Origin of the sequence: Rhizobium sp. UGM030330-04 (genome assembly GCF_003208455.1) — a bacterium.
Classification (GTDB): domain Bacteria; phylum Pseudomonadota; class Alphaproteobacteria; order Rhizobiales; family Rhizobiaceae; genus Agrobacterium; species Agrobacterium rhizogenes_A.
Window position 1 is genome coordinate 81,505 of record NZ_QKML01000008.1, and the last position, 18,571, is coordinate 100,075.

At 62.4% G+C, this 18,571-nt stretch carries 22 protein-coding genes; 11 read left to right on the forward strand and 11 right to left on the reverse strand.

What is annotated here, in order from left to right; translation table 11 throughout:
- Positions 1–3: 3 nt before the first annotated feature.
- The 8 genes from N434_RS13750 to ubiT all read right to left on the reverse strand — a co-directional run bounded on the left by N434_RS13750 (position 4) and on the right by ubiT (position 6,695).
- Positions 4–1,191 (reverse strand): NnrS family protein, encoded by a 1,188-nt coding sequence (locus tag N434_RS13750; protein WP_110758463.1) that lies wholly within the window; start codon positions 1,189–1,191, stop codon positions 4–6.
- Positions 1,188–1,940, reverse strand: a complete 753-nt coding sequence (locus tag N434_RS13755; RefSeq protein WP_110758465.1) for an ATP-binding cassette domain-containing protein — start codon at positions 1,938–1,940, stop codon at positions 1,188–1,190. Before N434_RS13755 ends, N434_RS13750 begins: the two co-directional genes overlap by 4 nt.
- Complete coding sequence (locus N434_RS13760) at positions 1,937–2,746, reverse strand: ABC transporter permease (RefSeq protein WP_110758466.1); 810 nt, start codon at positions 2,744–2,746, stop codon at positions 1,937–1,939. The genes N434_RS13755 and N434_RS13760 overlap by 4 nt, the downstream gene beginning before the upstream one ends.
- Positions 2,747–2,751: 5 nt before the next feature.
- Entirely contained in the window at positions 2,752–3,735 is a 984-nt protein-coding gene (locus N434_RS13765) for an ABC transporter substrate-binding protein (protein WP_110758468.1), read from the reverse strand.
- A 152-nt stretch (positions 3,736–3,887) separates the two neighbouring features.
- Positions 3,888–4,244: a hypothetical protein gene (locus tag N434_RS13770; protein ID WP_236774427.1), complete on the reverse strand. Its 357-nt coding sequence runs from the start codon at positions 4,242–4,244 to the stop codon at positions 3,888–3,890.
- 23 nt (positions 4,245–4,267) lie between these two features.
- Positions 4,268–5,206, reverse strand: coding sequence for a ubiquinone anaerobic biosynthesis protein UbiV (gene ubiV / locus N434_RS13775; protein ID WP_110758893.1), 939 nt, complete (start codon positions 5,204–5,206; stop codon positions 4,268–4,270).
- A 5-nt stretch (positions 5,207–5,211) separates the two neighbouring features.
- Complete coding sequence (gene ubiU, locus N434_RS13780) at positions 5,212–6,189, reverse strand: ubiquinone anaerobic biosynthesis protein UbiU (RefSeq protein WP_110758665.1); 978 nt, start codon at positions 6,187–6,189, stop codon at positions 5,212–5,214.
- Entirely contained in the window at positions 6,180–6,695 is a 516-nt protein-coding gene (gene ubiT / locus N434_RS13785; protein ID WP_110758666.1) for a ubiquinone anaerobic biosynthesis accessory factor UbiT, read from the reverse strand. Before ubiT ends, ubiU begins: the two co-directional genes overlap by 10 nt.
- Positions 6,696–6,843: 148 nt before the next feature.
- Here ubiT and N434_RS13790 point away from each other — a divergent pair, with 148 nt between their 5' ends.
- From N434_RS13790 to N434_RS13800, 3 genes are read left to right on the forward strand one after another with little or no spacing between them, the layout of a single operon-like run.
- Positions 6,844–7,194 carry a DUF488 domain-containing protein gene (locus N434_RS13790; RefSeq protein ID WP_110758894.1) on the forward strand — a complete coding sequence of 117 codons (351 nt, stop codon included), beginning with the start codon at positions 6,844–6,846 and terminating at the stop codon, positions 7,192–7,194.
- Between the two features lie 56 nt (positions 7,195–7,250).
- Positions 7,251–8,777 (forward strand): UbiD family decarboxylase, encoded by a 1,527-nt coding sequence (locus tag N434_RS13795; RefSeq protein WP_181423970.1) that lies wholly within the window; start codon positions 7,251–7,253, stop codon positions 8,775–8,777.
- Complete coding sequence (locus tag N434_RS13800; RefSeq protein WP_110758668.1) at positions 8,774–9,364, forward strand: UbiX family flavin prenyltransferase; 591 nt, start codon at positions 8,774–8,776, stop codon at positions 9,362–9,364. The genes N434_RS13795 and N434_RS13800 overlap by 4 nt, the downstream gene beginning before the upstream one ends.
- 4 nt (positions 9,365–9,368) lie before the next feature.
- Here N434_RS13800 and N434_RS13805 read toward each other — a convergent pair whose 3' ends face one another.
- Together N434_RS13805 and N434_RS13810 are read right to left on the reverse strand one after the other, a co-directional pair.
- On the reverse strand, positions 9,369–10,046 hold the full coding sequence (locus N434_RS13805) for an NnrU family protein (protein WP_110758669.1): 678 nt from the start codon (positions 10,044–10,046) through the stop codon (positions 9,369–9,371).
- Between the two features lie 12 nt (positions 10,047–10,058).
- Positions 10,059–10,214: a hypothetical protein gene (locus N434_RS13810; protein ID WP_022557550.1), complete on the reverse strand. Its 156-nt coding sequence runs from the start codon at positions 10,212–10,214 to the stop codon at positions 10,059–10,061.
- Between the two features lie 137 nt (positions 10,215–10,351).
- Between N434_RS13810 and N434_RS13815 the strand changes: the two genes are divergently transcribed.
- The 8 genes from N434_RS13815 (at position 10,352) to N434_RS13850 (ending at position 17,079) form a co-directional block, all read left to right on the forward strand.
- The gene (locus N434_RS13815; protein WP_110758671.1) at positions 10,352–10,885 is read left to right on the forward strand and encodes a cytochrome c oxidase subunit 3; all 534 of its coding nucleotides are present in this window, start codon (positions 10,352–10,354) and stop codon (positions 10,883–10,885) included.
- A gap of 5 nt (positions 10,886–10,890) precedes the next feature.
- Positions 10,891–11,181 carry a hypothetical protein gene (locus N434_RS13820; RefSeq protein WP_181423971.1) on the forward strand — a complete coding sequence of 97 codons (291 nt, stop codon included), beginning with the start codon at positions 10,891–10,893 and terminating at the stop codon, positions 11,179–11,181.
- Positions 11,182–11,347: 166 nt separating this feature from the next.
- Positions 11,348–11,800 carry a c-type cytochrome gene (locus N434_RS13825; protein ID WP_046800955.1) on the forward strand — a complete coding sequence of 151 codons (453 nt, stop codon included), beginning with the start codon at positions 11,348–11,350 and terminating at the stop codon, positions 11,798–11,800.
- A gap of 24 nt (positions 11,801–11,824) precedes the next feature.
- On the forward strand, positions 11,825–13,171 hold the full coding sequence (locus N434_RS13830) for a nitric-oxide reductase large subunit (protein ID WP_110758675.1): 1,347 nt from the start codon (positions 11,825–11,827) through the stop codon (positions 13,169–13,171).
- 65 nt (positions 13,172–13,236) lie between these two features.
- A complete protein-coding gene (locus tag N434_RS13835) occupies positions 13,237–14,049 on the forward strand; it encodes a CbbQ/NirQ/NorQ/GpvN family protein (RefSeq protein ID WP_080821062.1) in 813 nt (270 codons plus the stop codon).
- A 67-nt stretch (positions 14,050–14,116) separates the two neighbouring features.
- Complete coding sequence (locus tag N434_RS13840) at positions 14,117–16,015, forward strand: nitric oxide reductase activation protein NorD (protein ID WP_110758676.1); 1,899 nt, start codon at positions 14,117–14,119, stop codon at positions 16,013–16,015.
- Between the two features lie 146 nt (positions 16,016–16,161).
- Positions 16,162–16,467: a DUF2249 domain-containing protein gene (locus N434_RS13845; RefSeq protein WP_181423972.1), complete on the forward strand. Its 306-nt coding sequence runs from the start codon at positions 16,162–16,164 to the stop codon at positions 16,465–16,467.
- A 78-nt stretch (positions 16,468–16,545) separates the two neighbouring features.
- Complete coding sequence (locus N434_RS13850) at positions 16,546–17,079, forward strand: DUF2249 domain-containing protein (protein WP_110758680.1); 534 nt, start codon at positions 16,546–16,548, stop codon at positions 17,077–17,079.
- An 81-nt stretch (positions 17,080–17,160) separates the two neighbouring features.
- On the opposite strand, the gene N434_RS13855 is transcribed toward N434_RS13850, so the two are convergent.
- Positions 17,161–18,393, reverse strand: a complete 1,233-nt coding sequence (locus tag N434_RS13855; protein ID WP_110758682.1) for an NnrS family protein — start codon at positions 18,391–18,393, stop codon at positions 17,161–17,163.
- Positions 18,394–18,571 lie beyond the last annotated feature (178 nt).

The window sequence follows — 18,571 nt, forward strand, 5'->3', positions numbered from 1 at the left end:
CGCTCATCCGCAGGCTCCCGCCTCGTCGGTGCCCGGCGCCCGCAGGAAGGGCAGAAAGCCCTGCAACCAGACACCAAAACTCGCTGCCCACACTATTGCACTGAGACCGTGATGATAGGGCGACAGGATCGCGGCGACATCGAATTCGGGCAGGATACGGATCAGCCCGGCCGTCACCATCAGGGCGGCGGCGATGTGCGCCTGCCAGGGCAGGTGCGTCAGATCACGTCCCGTATGCCTAAGACCGGCGATGATGAATACGGCCATGATGGCGCAGCCGAGCGCGCCCACCGACAAGAGGTGCAGGCCTGCGGCGGATGTGATGGAAAAACCGAGCCGCGTCGCCCCGAGCGCCAGAAACCCCGCACCGGCAAAGGCATTGCCGACGCCGAGCAGCAGCACCTCGGTCCTGAAGGCGGCGCGGCCGATGAACCATTCGGCCAGCCGGTCGAAAAACGCGGCACCGGCCGCAAGCGCCAGCCAGGCGGAAATATCACTCTCCGGAAGAACAAGCCTGACCGCCATGTAAAGCGTCACCATGGCCCCGGCCATATGCTGGCGGCCGGGATGCGGCCGATAGGGTGTGGTCTCACCGCTCGGATCGAGTGCTAGGTTGATGACGACCACATTGATGCGCGCCGCCGAAAGCGAAAACAGCACGGTGAATATGCACAATGCCGCCTCCAGACAGCGGGCGGCGAGTTCCAGATCACCAGCCCACCATGCATAACGCACGCCCGCTTCCGAGGCCGTAAACAATAAAAGCCAGACGAGGAATGCCAGATGCTTCCCGGTGCGCCGCACCAGCATGGCCCTGCCGATGAGGAGCGAAAGCGCGAGCAGAAACGCCACATCGAAAAAGCCGGCAGGCAGGCTCCACGCATCGGCCCCCACGAAACCGATCAGGCGGCCCGGCAGCCAGAGGACGGCCAGATATAGCAACGTTCTTCCCTGCGCCGGCTTGGTATCCGTCCATTCCGGCACGGCCGAGCCGAGAAACCCGGCGAGCGCCATGCCATAGGTGCCGAAAATCATCTCATGGGCGTGCCATTGCGACGGCGGAACGGCATCGGCGAAAGGCAGGGCATAACCACCAACGACGATCCACAGGAACGGCCAGACCGCACCGTGCAGGGCGGCAAGGGGAAAAAACAGGCGCAGGGCTTCGGAGAGGATCGGCGGCGGTTTCATCTGCCCCGCTCCTTTGCCGAAAACAGTTCGGCAAAAGCCGCAGTTTCGGCCAGACGTTCCGCTTCATCGAACACCGCCCGCGCCATGCGATGGCCCGGCGAACCGGCGGGCCTATGCGCAGCAATGACGCGGCCGCCGACGCCCGACAAGACGATCAGCCTGTCGGCCACCAGCAGCGCTTCGTGAAGATCATGGGTGACAAGGAGCGTGGAAAAACCGCGCCTTCCGGCGGCGGCCACCAGAAGCTCCTGCAGATGCCTGCGCAGGCCGACATCGACGGCGCTGAAGGGCTCATCCAGAAACAGCATGTCCGGCTCCACCGCCAGCGCCCGCGCCACCCCGGCGCGCTGGCGCATGCCGCCGGAAAGTTCGACCGGATATTTGCGGAAATCCGTCTCTTCCAGACCCACTTCCAAGGCGAAGCGTGCCGCAGTCTCACGCCGTTGCCGTTTCGGCATGCCGGCCGCCGCAAGGCCGTAGGCGATATTGTCGATCAATGTCATCCATGGCAGCAGCCGCGGCTCCTGAAACACCAGACCCTGCCGGCGATATCGGCGATGCACCCGGCCGCGAACGGGATCGATGATACCGGCCGCGATCTGCAAAATCGTCGTCTTGCCGCTGCCGGAAGGGCCAAGCAGCGCCACGGTTTCCCCCGGCGCGATGCTGAGATCGAAATTCTCGAACAGGCTGCGGCCGAGAAAGGCGTGGCCGACCTGCTCGAAACGGAGGGCGGAATGGTCGCTCATCGTTTGACACCCCATGGCAGCCCGGCCGCACGCCAGCGTTCCAGCGCCTCGCGCAGCAGATGCAGCAGGCCGTAATCGGTCAGCAGCGCAAGGCCGACCGTGATGGTAAGCCAGGCGCTGACCTGCGCGATGTCGAACAGAGCACGTGCGGTGGCCAGTTCGCCGCCAATGCCGCCGGAATTCGAAAGAAGCTCGGCCATGACGGTCACTTTCCACGCGCTTCCGGCCGTCGTCGTCCAGGCCGGGAAGAGGTAGGAGAGAACATGCGGCATGGTGACGGTGCGCAGACGATAGAACCATCGAGCGCCGAAAGCCTGCGCCATCACCTCCAGCTGACGGTCCCGCTTGGCGACACCTTCCAGCGCGCCGGCGAAGGAGACCGGCGCCGAGCCGATAACCACGGTCATGACGGCCGTGCCGCCCGACGAGCCGAACCAGATCAGCGCCAGCACGATCCAGCCGATGGGCGGCACACCGAGCAGAACGGTGACAACAGGCTTCATCAGCCGCATGGCCGCAAAGGAATAGCCCGCCAGAAGGCCCGCAACGGTGCCGACGCCAGCGGCAATGGCAAAACCGGCAAGGGCCCTGACGGCGCTCTGCGACAGGATGACAAGGAAATCCGGTCGCCTGGCAAGCATCCCGATCGCAGCAAAGGTCTCCCCCGGCGAAGGCAGGATGAAGGAGCCGTAAATCTCATGCCCGGCCTGCCAGGCGGCGAGAAAACAGAAGATACCGGAAAGCCCGGCCCAGCCCGCCCAAAGGTAACGGCCCGTCCAGCCAAGGCTTTCGAGAATGCGGTTCATGCCTGCTACACCAGATAAAATCCGTCATCCGGCCGCCGCCCACCGATGATGGCCGGCTCGGCCTTGGCGAGTTCGTCATAAAAAGCCTCGAGATCGCTGCGCGCAGCGCTCGCCTTCAGCGCGCACAGATGGCTCGTCGGGAAGGAAGCGGCAATGATCTCAGACGGGAAACCCAGCGCGTCGGCGACGGCCGCCGCCGCAGCCTGCGGATCGGCCACGGCACTTGCGAGCGCGGCTTCCATGCCTGTCTGCAAAGCTTCAATGCCCGCCTTGCCGAGCTTTTCCTGAACCTGCGAGGTCAGGGCGAGACCCGCCTGCGGGATTTCGGCCTTGCCCGCCACCTTTGCCCATTCCCGCTGGATATCGATGGTGCGGTGAACGGTCATGAAAAACGACTTCGCCTTGATGAGCACGGCGGTCGCGGCCGGTTCGCTGAGCAGCGCCGCGTCCACCCGGCCCGTCAGCAGCAATTGCACGGCTTCCGGCGGCGAGGCGGCATATTCCAGCTTGATGTCGCCGGGCTTCAGGCCGTTTTCGGTAACAAGCCGGCGCATCACGAAATCGGGCATGTCGTTCTTGAACGGCAGAGCGAGCGTCTTGCCGGAAAGGCCTTGCAGGGAGTTCAGCGCCTCGTCTTTGGACACGATATAAAGCAGGCCCGTTGTCAGCACGTTCAACAGCCCGAGACCGAGGCCGCGATTATGCAGATTGGCGGCGCCGTAGCTCGGCATCACCACCGCCCCCATGGAACCGGAGGCGACGGCGGCGCGCATTTCATCCGGCGTTTTCCAGGCCTTGAAGACGGCCTCCGGCGCGACATCCTTCAGGAACCCGCCCTTGACCGCATGGGCCAGCACGGCCGACGGCGCGGCAGGAGGGCCATAAAGGGTGAGCGGCGCTTCCGCCTTCAGAATATGCGGTGCGGCAAGTGTCGCGACCGTCAATCCCGAAAGGGCCGAAAGCGCCTGACGACGGGTGAGATGAGCCATGGTCCTGATCCTTGTTCGCGCCGGAAGCGCCATGATGCGCGTGACGCCCGCTGAAGGCCCACCTTCCGGCCACAGGCACGTCACCCATCTGGAAATGACATTTTGCAAGCGCCCGATCTTTGCGCAGGATCAAACAGCGCCGGAAACCACGCCTATTCGCCTGTCTTAAGCGACAGGGCTTCGCGCAGGATGCGCGAGCCTTCCTGGGCGGCGGCGGCGATGTCGAGAAACATCAGGCTTGCGGTTTCGACCACACCTTCATCCACCGTGTCGTCTTCGGCGAAATCGCAGAGCATCTCGGTCAAAAGCGCGATCTTGCGCCGCTCCTCGCGGGCGGCGGCCAGAAGCTTGACGATATTGCGCTGGCGCTCGAAATCCTCGAGTTCACGCAGCGCCTCATGCACCCTGTCGCGGCAGCCGCAATCAAGCGCACTCTGCAAGACAATGTCGCGCACCAGATGGATTGCCGCCGCGATATCCGCTCCGCCCGGTGCCACCGCGGACGGCATTTGCTCACTTTGCCCGTTCATCGTCATGCATTCACCCCATGCGCCGTGTTGCGGGCACGGGCGACCCAGGCGGCCCCCTCCTGCCCGTGGTGAAAACCGTTGGAAAAAGGCACGTCCGGATAGATTTGCCCGAGACGTGCAAGGCCATCTGCCGCATCCCGCCTGCCGGCCAGAACATCGTCATGGATCTGCGCCACCGCCACCATGTCGCAATCCTGCGGCGACAGGCGGAAGCGGGCGATGCCGGTGGCGGCCAGATCCTGCAATTCGCCAAGCAGCGACTGGCAGGTGTGCGACACCGTCTGCACGCCGTTCAGCGCCAGAAATGACTGCCGGTCAAGCGTGCGCACCGGCAATCCATCCGGGTCGTCACCGCAGACGAACTGGCAATTATCCTTGATATTGCCCTTGGCGCGGGCGTGGGCGCAGCGCGCGGAAATGGCGAGCGGCAGGCGGCCGAAGGCGAAGATTTCGAAGTCCACATCCGGTGTCTCCGCCACGATACGCTCCACCGAGGTTACCGGCAGTTCCGGCGGCAGGCAGATGGCGCTTGCCCCACGCGAGGCGAGCAGCCGCGCGGTGGCGGCATTATAGACATTCACCATCGGCCCGACGACATGCGGCGTGCCATGCAACATACCGAGCGCCGAAAGATCGTTCGCCTCGACCGGATAGAGGCTGTCGGCGATCAGGCCGCGCAGCTGGCGGCTTTCCCGCTCCAGCGTCACCAGAGAGAGGGTCGAGAGGATCACCTGTTTTCCGGCACCCTCCAGCCGCTCTATCACCTCGGCCAGATGCGGCTCGGTGAAATGAAACCGTTTGGAACAGACGGTTTCGCCGAGATAGACATGACTGACGGGCGCCTCATCGGCGATGCGGAAGTAAAAATCCCGCCATTTTTCGCCCTGCCAGAGATAAAGCACCGGGCCAAGCGCCAATGTGGCCTTTGCGGTTTTTGCCATCGCCATCATCTCCAGCGTTTCTCGTAAGCACCGACGGTGGTGCGCTGGCCTTCGCTTAAAAGCCGCAGGCGCGAGAGCAGCCGTCCCCGTTCTTCGGCGCTGGCGGCCAGCGCCCGGTGCAGGGTGGACACCACTTCCGCCACATAGGCCTTGCCGCGCTGGCGGCCCTCGATCTTCAGCGCGCTGACCCCCGCTTCGCGCAAGGCATCGATCTGGTCCATCACGTCAAGCGATACCGGGTCCTCGAAGGCATAGGACTTGTCATCGGCAATCTCGAAACGGCCCTTGCACAGCGTGGGGTAACCCGCCGCCTCGCCTTCCGGAAAGCGGTTGATGGTGTAATCGCCGAGTTCCGATACCAGCTCCCGCCCATCCTGCCGGTAACGCACATGGCTTGCCGGTGAGCAGACGCCGTTCATGTTGGGTGATTTTCCGGTGGCGTAAGACGAGAGCGAGCAGCGCCCCTCCGCCATGACGCAGAGACCGCCGAACACGAAGATTTCGATCTCGCAGCGGATTTGCCGCGCCAGCCGGGCGATGTCGGAAATCGTCAGCGTGCGCGGCAGCACCACGCGTTTCGCGCCGAAGGCATCGACGAGAAAATTCACAGCGTCAGCATTGGAGGCGGAGGCCTGCACGGAGACGTGGATGCGCTGCTGCGGATGGTTTTCCGCCACATGCGCCATCAGACCGAAATCGGCGAGGATCAGCGCATCCGCCCCCGCCTTCACGGCATCGGCCGCGCCGCGATACCAGATATCCTCATTGCCAGCGCGCATGAAGGTGTTGAGCGCCACGAAGGTCTGCACACCACGCTTCTTCGCATAGGCAATGGCTTCGGCAAGCTCTTCGCGGGAAAAATTGAGGCCGGGAAAATTGCGGGCATTGGTCTCATCGCGAAAGCCGCAATAAACGGCATCCGCTCCGGCATCCACGGCCTCGCGGAAGGCAGCGGGCGTTCCCGCGGGACAGATCAGTTCCATGCCTCACCTCCCCGTGTTTCGGATAGAACATGGCCGCGCAGGCGGTTCGCGAGGCCCGTTACGACAGGCGCGAAAGGCCCGGCAAATGCACCGAGATCGCGCGGCAGATCAATGCCGCTGTCATCAAGCGCATTGCGCAGCGCCAGCATCGCCTCCATGTCGCCGGTCACACTGAGATCACGCGAGAAGAACAGCGCATCGGCATCCTGCCGCCCCTCCATCAGTGCCAGCAGCATGAAAAGCGGCCCTTCCACCGCCGCATCCACCTTGGGCAAGCGACCCTTTCGGCTGACGGTGATGGAGGGACGTGCCGGTTCAACCATGAAGGCGAAGGGGAGATCGACGGGCAGGAAGGCATAGCGCTTGCCGTTATGCTCACCGAGCCGGCCGAACATATCCGGGTGCCGTTTCATGATCTGCGCCAGCATCGCCGCCGTCGCTCGCTGCACCACGGCAAGGGGCAGGAAATTCAGTGGGCGGGCGATGGCGGCGGGAAAAGGTCTCATGAAGGGTCCTGTCGGCTCAGTTGCGGGCGGCAACCTAGCCGCGGCGCACGGGTGGCGGTTTGAGCGAACGCAAAGACAGGGTGATTTTCGCGCACGAATTCGCAAAAGGCGCTATAAATCATTCGCTTGCAGAATAATGGAGGCCGCCATGCCCGATATAAGGATCAAACGGATCTACGAACCCGCCAGCGACGACGACGGCACACGCGTTCTGGTGGACCGGCTGTGGCCACGCGGCATGCGCAAGGAAGACGCAAAGCTTTCCCTGTGGCTGAAGGAGATCGCGCCCAGCAACGAATTGCGCAAGAGCTTTTCCCATATGCCGTCACGTTTTGCGGAATTCACCCGGCATTATGACGAAGAACTGGCGGCCAATTCCGATGCCGTGGCGCGCATGAAGGCGCTGATGGCGGAAGGCCGCATCACGCTGCTTTATGCCGCCCACGATACCGAACACAACCACGCCCTCGTTCTCGCCGACTATCTTCGCTCGCACTGAAGCCGCATTTGCGGCAGCGCAAGGACATGCCGCTTTGCCGCCTGCAAACAGGCGGCATGAGAGACGAACCGACAGATAAAGAGACAGAAACGAAACCCGCCCACGCAGCCGATCTGCGCGGTTTCATCCGGCTGCTGGAAGAACGCGGGCAGCTGCGGCGAATCCGCCAGCCGGTTTCGCTGTTGCACGAGATCACCGAAATCCACCGCCGCGTGCTCGCCGATGGCGGGCCGGCCCTGCTTTTCGAACAACCCGTCGACCATGAGGGCAAGGTACGGGACATGCCGTTGCTTGCCAATCTCTTCGGCACGCGGCAGCGCATCGAATGGGGGCTGGGGCTCGAGACGGGCGGCCTGCCCGCGCTTGGACAAAAGCTTGCCGAATTGCGCGAGCCACGGCCGCCAAAATCCATGGCCGAGGCATGGGGTAAGCTGCCTTTGCTAAAGGCCGCACTGTCCATGCGGCCACGCAACGTCTCGCGCGCGCCGGTGCAGGAAAAGATACTGACGGGTGACGCGGTCGATCTTGCCCGCCTGCCGGTGCAATGGTGCTGGCCGGGTGAGCCGGCTCCGCTCATCACCTGGCCGCTGGTCATCACCCGTTCGCCTGATGATCCCGACGATATCAATGTCGGCATCTATCGCATGCAGGTGCTGGGGCCGGACAGGGTGATCATGCGCTGGCTGGCGCATCGCGGCGGCGCGCAGCACCACCGGCTGTGGCAGGCGCGCGGGCTGGATATGCCCGTAACCGTCGCCATCGGCACTGATCCCGCCACCATTCTTTCCGCCGTCATGCCGCTTCCCGAACATATCAGCGAGCTTGGTTTTTCCGGCCTGTTGCGCGGCTCGAAAAGCCGCATCGCAAAGGCATTGACGGTGCCGATGCCGGTGCCCGCCAATGCCGAGATCGTGCTGGAAGGCACCGTCTCAGCAACGGAAACGGCACTCGAAGGCCCCTATGGCGATCATACCGGCTATTATAATTCGGTCGAAGCCTTTCCGGTCATGACGCTGTCAGCCATCACCACGCGCCGCGACCCGATCTATCTTTCCACCTATACCGGCCGGCCGCCCGATGAGCCCTCGGTTCTCGGCGAAGCCATGCTCGAGATTTTCCTGCCGCTCGTCAAAAGGCAGTTTGCGGAAATCGTCGATCTGTGGATGCCGCCGGAGGCTTGTTCCTACCGCGTCATGGTCGCCTCCATCGACAAGCGTTATCCCGGCCAGGCAAAGCGGGTGATGATGGGTCTGTGGTCGATGCTGCCGCAGTTCAGCTATGTGAAGCTCATCATTCTGGTTGATCCCGATATTGATGTCCGCAGCTGGGCGGATGTCGTCTGGGCGCTTTCCACCCGTTTCGACGCCTCGCGCGATACAACGATCATCAACGATACGCCGATCGATTATCTCGACTTCGCCTCGCCGAAAGCCGGCCTCGGCGGCAAGATGGGTCTGGACGCCACCCGCAAGCTGCCGCCGGAGACGGAGCGCGAATGGGGCCGCGTGCTCTCCATGACACCTGACGTCATCGCAAAGGTGGATCTGATGTGGCGTGATCTTGGCCTTGGAGAACGGCCATGAACCCGTGCCGTGTCGTGGTCGGCGTCACCGGTGCATCGGGTGCCGGCATTGCACTGCGCATCATCGAGCGCCTCGCCGACATGAAAAACGTCGAAATCCATCTCGTCCTGTCGCAATCCGCCAGACGCACCGTGCTGCATGAGGAAGGTGCGCAAGCCTTGGGGCGGATGTTGTCGCTCGCCGGCGTCAATCACGCCATCGACGATATCGGCGCGGCGATCGCCAGCGGCTCCTTCCCGACGGCGGGCATGATCATCGCCCCCTGCTCCATGCGAACGCTCGCGGCCATTGCAACCGGGCTTTCGGACAATCTCCTTACCCGCGCCGCCGATGTGCATTTGAAGGAACGCCGGAAGCTGGTGTTGATGACCCGCGAGACGCCGCTGCATCTCATCCATCTGCGCAACATGTGCACTGTCACGGAGGCAGGCGCTATCGTCATGCCGCCGGTGCCGGCCTTTTATAACAGGCCGCAAAGCGTCTTCGATATTGTCGATCAACTCGCCGCCCGCGCCATCGATCAACTCGGCATCGGCTCCGCACCGCAGGCGCCGATATGGCAGCCGCATGTGGTGAAGACGTCGTGAGCGATCAGAAATAGGCCATGGGATCCGCGCCAAAGAGCGCGGCATGGCCACCGGCCAGCAGCCACCAGACCGTCAACCCTGTCAGTACCGCGGCGAGCAGCATCGGCCCGTCCACGGCGAGGCGCGTTTTGCCGGAAAGGATTGCTGCGAAAGGGATCGTTGCGTTTTTAGCCGCCGCCGCGCTCCATGCATTACCCAGTCTTTTCCGCGCGCGTTTTTCCGTCATCGCCATTCCCCCAAGGGAAAACAACGCAAAGCCACCGAAGAGAATAACGGAACGCAGGTCGCCATTCGGCACGACATGGCCGAGCGACCAGAACAGGAAACCGACGAGCACCGGATGCCGCGTGATGCGCACGATTGCCCCCGGTTTATCTCCCTGCCGCACGGAAATGGAAAGCGGATTGACGCTGAGAAGACCGGCCAGCACGAAAAACAGACCAATCGGCGCTGCCAGAAAGGTGATATGCGCCTGCCAGGGCGCGACATCCCAGAGCGGAATATAATCCACCGACAGCGCGGCATAAAACACCCAGCCCAGCGCCAGAAGCGAGACCACGGAATAAGCCCCGAAATAGGCGGGCCGGCCAATGGCCGCGATCAACCGGCCGCGCACGGCAGGCACGGCGGGAATGGAGTGCAGCGCCACAAAAAGCGAAAGAGCGGCGACAAGTTCAAGCATCCGACTGTCTTCTCACTGGTTCAGGAACAGCACCGAAGCAATGGCCACGGAGGCGAGTACGGCGGAAACCGCGCCCATGCGCTGCAACACACCCATACGGTACAACAGCACCGCAAAGCCAACGATAATAGGGGTTGCGACAATCAGCCCGACCTGCGCGTCGTTCATGGGAAGCTCCATTTTCCAGAGTTGCGCTTTGTCATGACAATAGGGTTTTGCGCGCTCCCTTCTTTGACCGACCGCAAAGAAGCGGGGTTTGAGGACGCCTAAGCGTGGCTTGCTGTTTTACAATTACGGGCGAGGCCATGGCGATAAATACGGAAGAGGAAAGCGGAAACCTGCTTTTGTGGATTTTGGTCTGGAGCGAACTTGCCGCCTTCGGCGCGCTGACCGGCGCCTTCATCATTGCCTTCGCACTCAATCCCGATGCGTTCGCCGCCGCGCGCCAACATCTGCAGCCGCAGCTTGCCGGCTTCAACACCCTGGTTTTGCTGGCAAGCGGCTGGCAGGCGGCCGTCGCGGCCAGCCACCACACCGCGCTGCCGGGCAAAAGGCGGGCGCTTGTCCTTACCGGCCTGCTGGGTTTCGCTTTCGTCGGTGTGAAGCTCCATGAATATTCCACCGAAATCGCCTTCGCGTCCGATCCAGCCTATGGCGCGTTCTTCGAGCTTTATTTCCTGCTCACCGGCTTCCACCTGCTGCATGTCGTCTTCGTGGCCGTGCTGCTGTTTCTCGTCGCGGTCTTCCCGAAAAACGAGAACATCACGCTGGTGACGACGCTGTGGCATGTCATCGATCTGGTCTGGATCGTCATTTTTCCCATCGTCTATCTGGTTTGACAGTCATGATCCACCGCACCTCCCGCCAGCTTGCAAGAAGTTTCGCAGTGCTCGCCATTCTCGTTCTCGCCGGTACGGCCGTCGTCACCTCGTGGAAGGCGGCGCTTCTGCCACCGGTTGCCGCCGCCTGCCTGATGCTGCTTTTCGCGCTCATGAAATCCAGACGCGTCATCGACGACTTTCTGGGTTTTGGCGAAGAGCGGGGCCTGCTGCGCACGGCACTTCTGGCATGGCCCGCAATCTTCGCCGCCGCAGCCCTTTTGCGGGCGTTCCTGCAGGGCATTTTGTCGTTCTGAAAAGGCGGACCACACCACCTCTCCACTTGTTTGCCAAATGGCAAAGAACGCCGGCAGCCAGCGGCTAGAAAGGTGCGAGATCCGAAGCCTGCCGGCAAATTCCGGCAAGAGGGTTCGATCAAGCCAGTCCGCATAAGCGGTCTTCCGGATGGAAAGGACCATTGGCATGGCAGAACGCCTGACCAAAACAGGAGCGCGAAACGTCTTTTACGGCGGCTCCATCTTCTTCTTCGCCATATTCGTCGGGCTGACCGCCCATAGCCATTATTACATGCGCACCACCTCGACGGATGAAAGCACGCTGACGGAAAGCGTCGCGCGCGGCAAACACGTGTGGGAGAAAAATTCCTGCATCAACTGTCACACGCTGCTCGGCGAAGGCGCCTATTTCGCACCCGAACTCGGCAATGTCTGGAAGCGCTATGGCGGCGTGGAAGACAAGGAGACGGCGCGCGATTCCATCAAGGCCTGGATGGCCGCCCAGCCCACCGGCATCGAGGGCCGGCGCCAGATGCCGCAGTTCAATCTCACCGAACAGGAACTCGATGATCTCGTCGACTTCCTCGAATGGACGAGCCGGATCAAGACGCAGAACTGGCCGCCGAACGATGCGGGTTGAGGTTGACGGCAAGGAGATGACGAGATGAAATATCAGACGCAAAAAGTCGCCATGCTGTATTTTTACGGCGCAATCGGGCTGTTCGTGGCGCAGATCCTGTTCGGCGTCATCGCCGCGACGATCTACGTGCTGCCCAACACGCTTTCCGAGCTTCTGCCCTTCAACATCGTGCGCATGATCCACACCAATGCGCTGGTCGTGTGGCTGTTGATGGGCTTCATGGGCTCGACCTTCTATCTTCTGCCGGAAGAGACGGAAACGGAGCTTTACAGCCCCAAGCTCGCCATCGCGCAGTTCTGGATCTTCCTGGTGGCCGCCGCGGTTGCCGTGGTCGGTTATATGTTCCGCATCCATGAAGGCCGCGAATTCCTCGAACAGCCCTTCGCCATCAAGGTCGGCATCGTGCTTGTCGTTTTGATGTTCCTGTTCAACATCACCATGACGGCGCTGAAGGGCCGCAAGACCACCGTCATCAACATCCTGCTCTTCGGCCTCTGGGGTCTGGCGATCTTCTTCCTCTTCGCCTTTTACAACCCCATCAACCTGGCGCTCGACAAGATGTACTGGTGGTACGTCATTCATCTGTGGGTGGAAGGCGTGTGGGAACTGATCATGGCGTCGATCCTCGCCTTCCTGATGATCAAGCTCAACGGCATCGACCGCGAAGTGGTGGAAAAATGGCTCTATGTCATCGTCGGCCTTGCCCTGTTCTCGGGCATTCTCGGCACCGGCCACCATTATTACTGGATCGGCGCACCGGGTTACTGGCAATGGATCGGCTCGCTGTTCTCGACGCTGGAAGTGGCCCCTTTCTTCACCATGGTCATCTTCACCTTCGTCATGACCTGGAAGGCCGGCCGCAAACATGAGAACCGCGCCGCGCTTCTGTGGTCGATCGGCTGCTCGGTCATGGCCTTCTTCGGCGCCGGCGTCTGGGGCTTCCTGCACACGCTGTCTTCGGTGAACTATTACACCCACGGCACGCAGCTTACCGCCGCTCACGGGCACCTCGCCTTCTTCGGCGCCTATGTGATGCTGAACCTTGCGATGATGGCCTATGCCATTCCCGAAATGAAGAAACGTGCGCCCTATAATCAGTGGCTTTCGATGACGAGCTTCTGGGTCATGTGCACGGCCATGTCGGTGATGACCTTCGCGCTGACATTCGCCGGCGTGGTGCAGATCCAGCTTCAGCGGGTCATGGGCGAAAGCTTCATGGATGTGCAGGACCAGCTGGCGATCTTCTACTGGATCCGTCTCGGTTCTGGTTTCGCGGTTCTCATTTCGGCGGTCATGTTCATCTGGGCAATCCTGGTGCCGGGCAAGCAGAAACAGGGCGACGTTGCCCGCCTCGTGCAGCCCGCCGAATGAGAAACGGACCGGCTCTCCTTTTCCCCCGGAGAGCCGGTTCCTTATCAACAAACATGGAGACTACCATGAACACGATATTCCGTCCGATCCCTCAGCCCCAGCCGGACACGCCGTTCTACACCCCGCTCGGCAATGAATGCACGCTGTTCGAAAGCGCCTGGGTGCGGCAATTGCCGCTGCTCCTGAAAGGCCCGACAGGCTGCGGCAAGACCCGTTTCGTCAGCCATATGGCAGCGAAACTCGGCCTGCCGCTTTCCACGGTTTCGTGCCACGACGATCTTGCTGCCGCTGATCTGACCGGCCGTTACCTGCTGAAAGGCGGCGAAACCGTGTGGATGGACGGCCCGCTGACGAGGTCCGTGCGCCAAGGCGGCATATGTTACCTCGACGAGATCGTTGAGGCGCGCAAGGATGTGGCTGTCGTGCTGCATCCCCTCACCGATGATCGCCGCATCCTGCCATTGGAACGCACCGGCGAAGTGCTGGAAGCACCCTCGGGCTTCATGCTCGTCGTTTCCTATAATCCCGGATACCAGAACCTTTTAAAGAGCCTGAAACCCAGCACCCGCCAGCGTTTCGTCGCCATTGAATTCGATTTTCTGCCCAAGGAGCAGGAAATCGCCGTCGTTTCGCATGAAAGCGGGCTGGATGCGCGCGATGTCGAGCCGCTCGTCGATCTTGCCCACCGGCTGCGCGGCCTGAAAGGCCACGATCTGGAAGAAGGCGTCTCCACCCGCCTGCTCGTTTATTGCGCCAGCCTCATCGATACCGGCCTTCCCGCCCGTCAGGCCGTGCGCGCGACCATGATCGAACCGCTGACTGACGAGCCCGATGTGAAGGCCGCGCTGCATGAAGTCGCGGATGCGATCATTCGATAGGCGCTTTGATATCCACACCGGATTGCGCGGCCCCGCGCGTTCCGGTCCGATGCCATGAGGATAAACCATGCTGGACTTTCTGGAACTGGAAGAAACCGTCGGCCGCGCCTGGCACAGGCTGATCGGCGAAACCGGCACATGGCTGCGCTTCCCGGATCATGCCGTGAAGCTGGAGGATATGCAGGCCGTACTGGCCATATGTTTCCGCGGTTTTGGCGGTGAACATGCGGTGCAGATCGCCCCGGCCCGCGCCCGCACTTCCAGCCACCGGCTGAGGCTGCGCCAGCGCATGGGTCTTGGCGAAGAGAAGCTCGCCCAGCCAGGACGCGATCATGCCACGCTGATGCTGCCGCCGGTGCTCGATCTGTTTCCCGACCGCTGCCTCAACCGCGATCTCTATCTCTGGCTCGCCGCCGCCATGGCGATGATGCCGCTTGAACCAGTCATGACCGCCGACCCGCTTCGCAACGATCTTGCCCGGCTCGACCGCGCCGCAGAACTGGCAAAAGCCGTCATCCATGCCTTCCCCGGAATGAAGACCCGTTATCGCCGGCTTTGCGCCGCCATGCTCGCGGTGCGGCAGAAACGGCCGCTGCCGCAGGCGGAGCAGCAGGTGGAACAACGGGTGCTTTCCATGCTCGCCGATGCGGCAGGGATCGAGGGCCATGCGCCACCCGCCGGTCTTCCGGAAAAAGCGCCGCCGCGCTACCTGCCGATGCTGCCGGTGCCGCTATGGCCGGACACGCTGCTGCGCGAAACATCCGATGCCCGGCAAAGCGAGGACCAGCCGGCAGCGGGTGCCGCGCCGCAGGGCGCGGAAGCGACCCGCCATATCGCCGTGCGCGAAAAGGCCGAGAACCGCCAGACCGAACGCAGCCCCTTCATCCTCAACCGTTTCGAAAAAATCCTCGCCATGGCTGAGATGGTCAATGTCGACCGGCCGGGTGACGACAGCGACGATGCCGACAGCAGTGCGGCGGACGAGCTTGACGATATGACGCTGGGTGAAAGAAAGGGACGGCCTTCCGCCCGCTTCCGCTTCGATCTCGACCTGCCGCCTGAAGCACTGAACCATACCCCGCTGACGGCGGAGCTGACCTATCCCGAATGGGATTATCGCAGCGGTACCTATCTCGCCAATCATTGCCGGGTCATCGCCGGTCCAGCGAAAGACGCCGAGGCGGCACCGGAACCCGACCCGGACACCAAAAGCCTCATCCGCCGGGTCAGGCGGCAATTCGAGGTGCTGCGGCCACGCCACGAAATGCTGCGCGCCCAGCTTGACGGCAATGATCTCGATCTTGACGCCGTGGTTCGCGCCAGAAGCGATATTGCCGCCGGCGGACAGGGCAGCGACCGCATTCATATGGCAAGCCGCCCGCAGGCGCACGATCTCGCCGTGACTATTCTTGTCGACGTGTCGCTATCGACCGATGCCTGGTTCGACAATCGCCGGGTGCTCGATGTGGAGAAGGAAGCCCTGCTGGTGCTTGCCCACGGGCTTTCCGCCTGCGGCGACAGTCACTCAATCCTGACCTTCACCTCCCGCCGCCGTTCCTGGGTGCGGGTGGAAACGGTGAAGGATTTCGATGAGCCGATGGGCCACACTATCGAGCGTCGCATCGCGGCGCTGAAACCCGGCTTCTACACCCGCATCGGCCCCGCCATCCGCCACGCCAGCGCCAAGCTGCGTGAAAGGCCGGAGCGCCGCAAGCTGCTTCTGCTGCTGACGGATGGCAAGCCGAACGATGTCGACCACTATGAGGGCCGCTTCGCCATCGAGGACAGCCGCCGCGCGGTCTCCGAGGCGCGACGCTCGGGCGTCAGCGTCTTCGGCGTAACGGTGGACAGCAAAGCGCAATCCTATATTCCGGCCATGTTCGGCCAGAACGGTTATGCCATCGTCAACAGGATCGCCAAGCTGCCATCGGCGCTGCCGGCAATCTATCGCAGCCTTGCCGGCTGACGCATGTCACGCAGACGAACCTGACGAATCTCAGGTTTGTTTGCGCGGCGACAATGTCTCGCGACCACCCGGCGGATAGGTTTTTCCAGTCCGTCGGTCGGCCGCACCGCCGGACATCATTCCATCCGCGGCCGTGGAGCCAGCCTATGTCCGAAGCCCAAACCGCAAACAATATCGATGTGCGCATCATACCGCATCGCGAACGCCATCCGCGCATTTTCGGTGCGCTAAGCGCATTGAATGAGGGGCAATCGCTGCAGATCACCAGCGATCACGATCCCCGTCCACTGCTTTACCAGCTGGCCACAAATTTCCCCGGCCAGTTCGGCTGGGAATATCTCGAACAGGGTCCGGACGTCTGGCGTCTCGATATCGGCCGGCTGGAAGAACAGGCAGAAGGTTCCGAGGACGATATGTCCGGCTGCGAATGCTGCTGCGGATCCGAACATTGACCCCTGCCCCGGCGGTGTGGTGAAAAGACCTCTGGCGGATGGCCCTTGCCGCCGCCAGCCGACAGATGAGGTGATGCAATGACGGAAATGATCAGGGAACTCGATGTCCGGCCGCTTTTGCTGAGCGGCGGCGAGCCCTTTCCGGCCATCATGGAAGCCGTGGCCGGGCTTGCTCCCGGTGAGGCGCTGCGATTATACGCCACCTTCCGGCCCGTTCCGCTGTTCAAGGTGATGGCCGAGCGCGGTTTCGACCATCAGGTCAGGGAAATCGGCGGCGGCGACTGGGAAGTGCTGTTTACGCCGCAATCCACTGAGACCGAACAGATTTCCGTGTCACCGGCGCTTGCGGGCAATGCCGAGGAGCCGCAGATATGGCCCGATCCGGTCATCTATCTCGATCTGAGCGATGAGACGACCGAAGGCCAGACGAGCCGCACGCTTGCCGCACTCGACCGTCTTCCGCCGGGTGCCGTGATCTTCGTGCTGATGCCGCAGGAGCCGACTTTCCTTTACCCGGAACTTCTGGCCCGGGGCCATCAATGGGCCGGCAATTTCGACGAGGCGCGCACGGCGTTCCGCATCTTCATCCGCGCCGGCGTCGGCGCGCATTAAGCCGGATATCAAATCCCCGAAACCGAACCGCCCCGGAAGTTACCTTCGGGGCGGTTCGTTTTTGGCAGTATCGCAAGCAATCTAGGCTTTCAGCGGTTTGCGCTCACGCATCAGGATCGGCCCATATTCAATGCAGAAGAGACCGAAACCCACGATCCAGAAGAGCGCCGAGCAAGCGTAGAGATGCATCATCGCGCCGGGGAAGAACTCGGCTGCCGGTCTCAGCAGCGCGCAGGCGATCAGCGCCGCATAGGCGGCAATGGTGACCCTGCTGGCCGCGAGCTTGCGTCCGGTATGGCCAAGGCTTGCTCTCGTCATCACCGCAAGCATCATGCAGCCGATAACGCCGACGGTGAAGACATGCAGGACGGAGCGTGTATCCATGACGTCAAGAGCCGCCAGCGCCATGGTAATGAAACCGACGGGAATGAAGGCGTAGGCCACATGCAGCACCACCAGCACCTGCTCCGGCCATGTCGTCCAGCCGCGCCAGCGGATCAGACGCACGGCGTGCATGAACGCCGCCAGAAGCGCCGTTGGCACCGCCACGATGCTCTCGGGTTCTATCGTCCAGACAGCAAGCGCAGCGATGCCGGTGAGGATGGCGGCGGTATCGAAGCCGTTATAGGGCACGGGGAAATCCGTGCGGCCGAAGCGGTTCAGCCAGTTGCGGGTAAAACTCGGCACGATGCGGCCGCCGACGATGATGACAAGCACGGTATAGGCCGAGACCGCAAGGCGGGTCGCGATCTGGCTATGATCGCCCCCAATCGCCGCAACGTGGAATATGATATTGGCAACGGAAAGCGCCAGCAGCCCGCCCAGCACCTTCAGGTCCTTCCATTTTCGCCCGGCAATGACCTCGCGCGCGCAGATCGCCAGAAGTGCCGGCAGGAAAAGCCCGTCCACGGCTGCGGCGGTGACCACGCCCACCTGGTCCGGCACAAGCAGGAAAAGCCGGCCGGCGCACCAGAGCGCAAACAGCCCGACCAAGGGTTTGCCCGATACCGGCAGCCGCCCCGTCCAGTTCGGCACGGCCGTCAAAAGAAAGCCGGCCAGCACCGCCGAAGCGAAGCCGAACAGCATCTCATGGGCATGCCAGTTCGGTGCGCCGTAATCCCCGCCGAGGTCGATGAAGCCCGAAAGGGCTGCGATCCACAACACCATCGCCACGATGGCCCACAGGGCGCCGCCGAGGAAAAACGGCCGGAAGCCGTAAGAAAAGATAACCGGGCCGGTGCGCGCCAGCCCTCTTGGAATGCCGCCCTTTGGCCGGCTGCGCCCTTGGGTGAGAACGGTTTCGCTGCCACTCATTATAATGCTCCTTGCTTGGTCTTGACATATGTCTAGACGCAAGCCCGTCCGGCTTCTTTGCGAACAGGCAAAGAGGCGGTGCGACGCTTCCACACCGGCCTTCAGCCGCCTGCCAAAATGTCGCAGGGTGCCGAAAGCGAAGTTTGCTCCATCTCAAATTGTATTTCCGCCCCTCCGC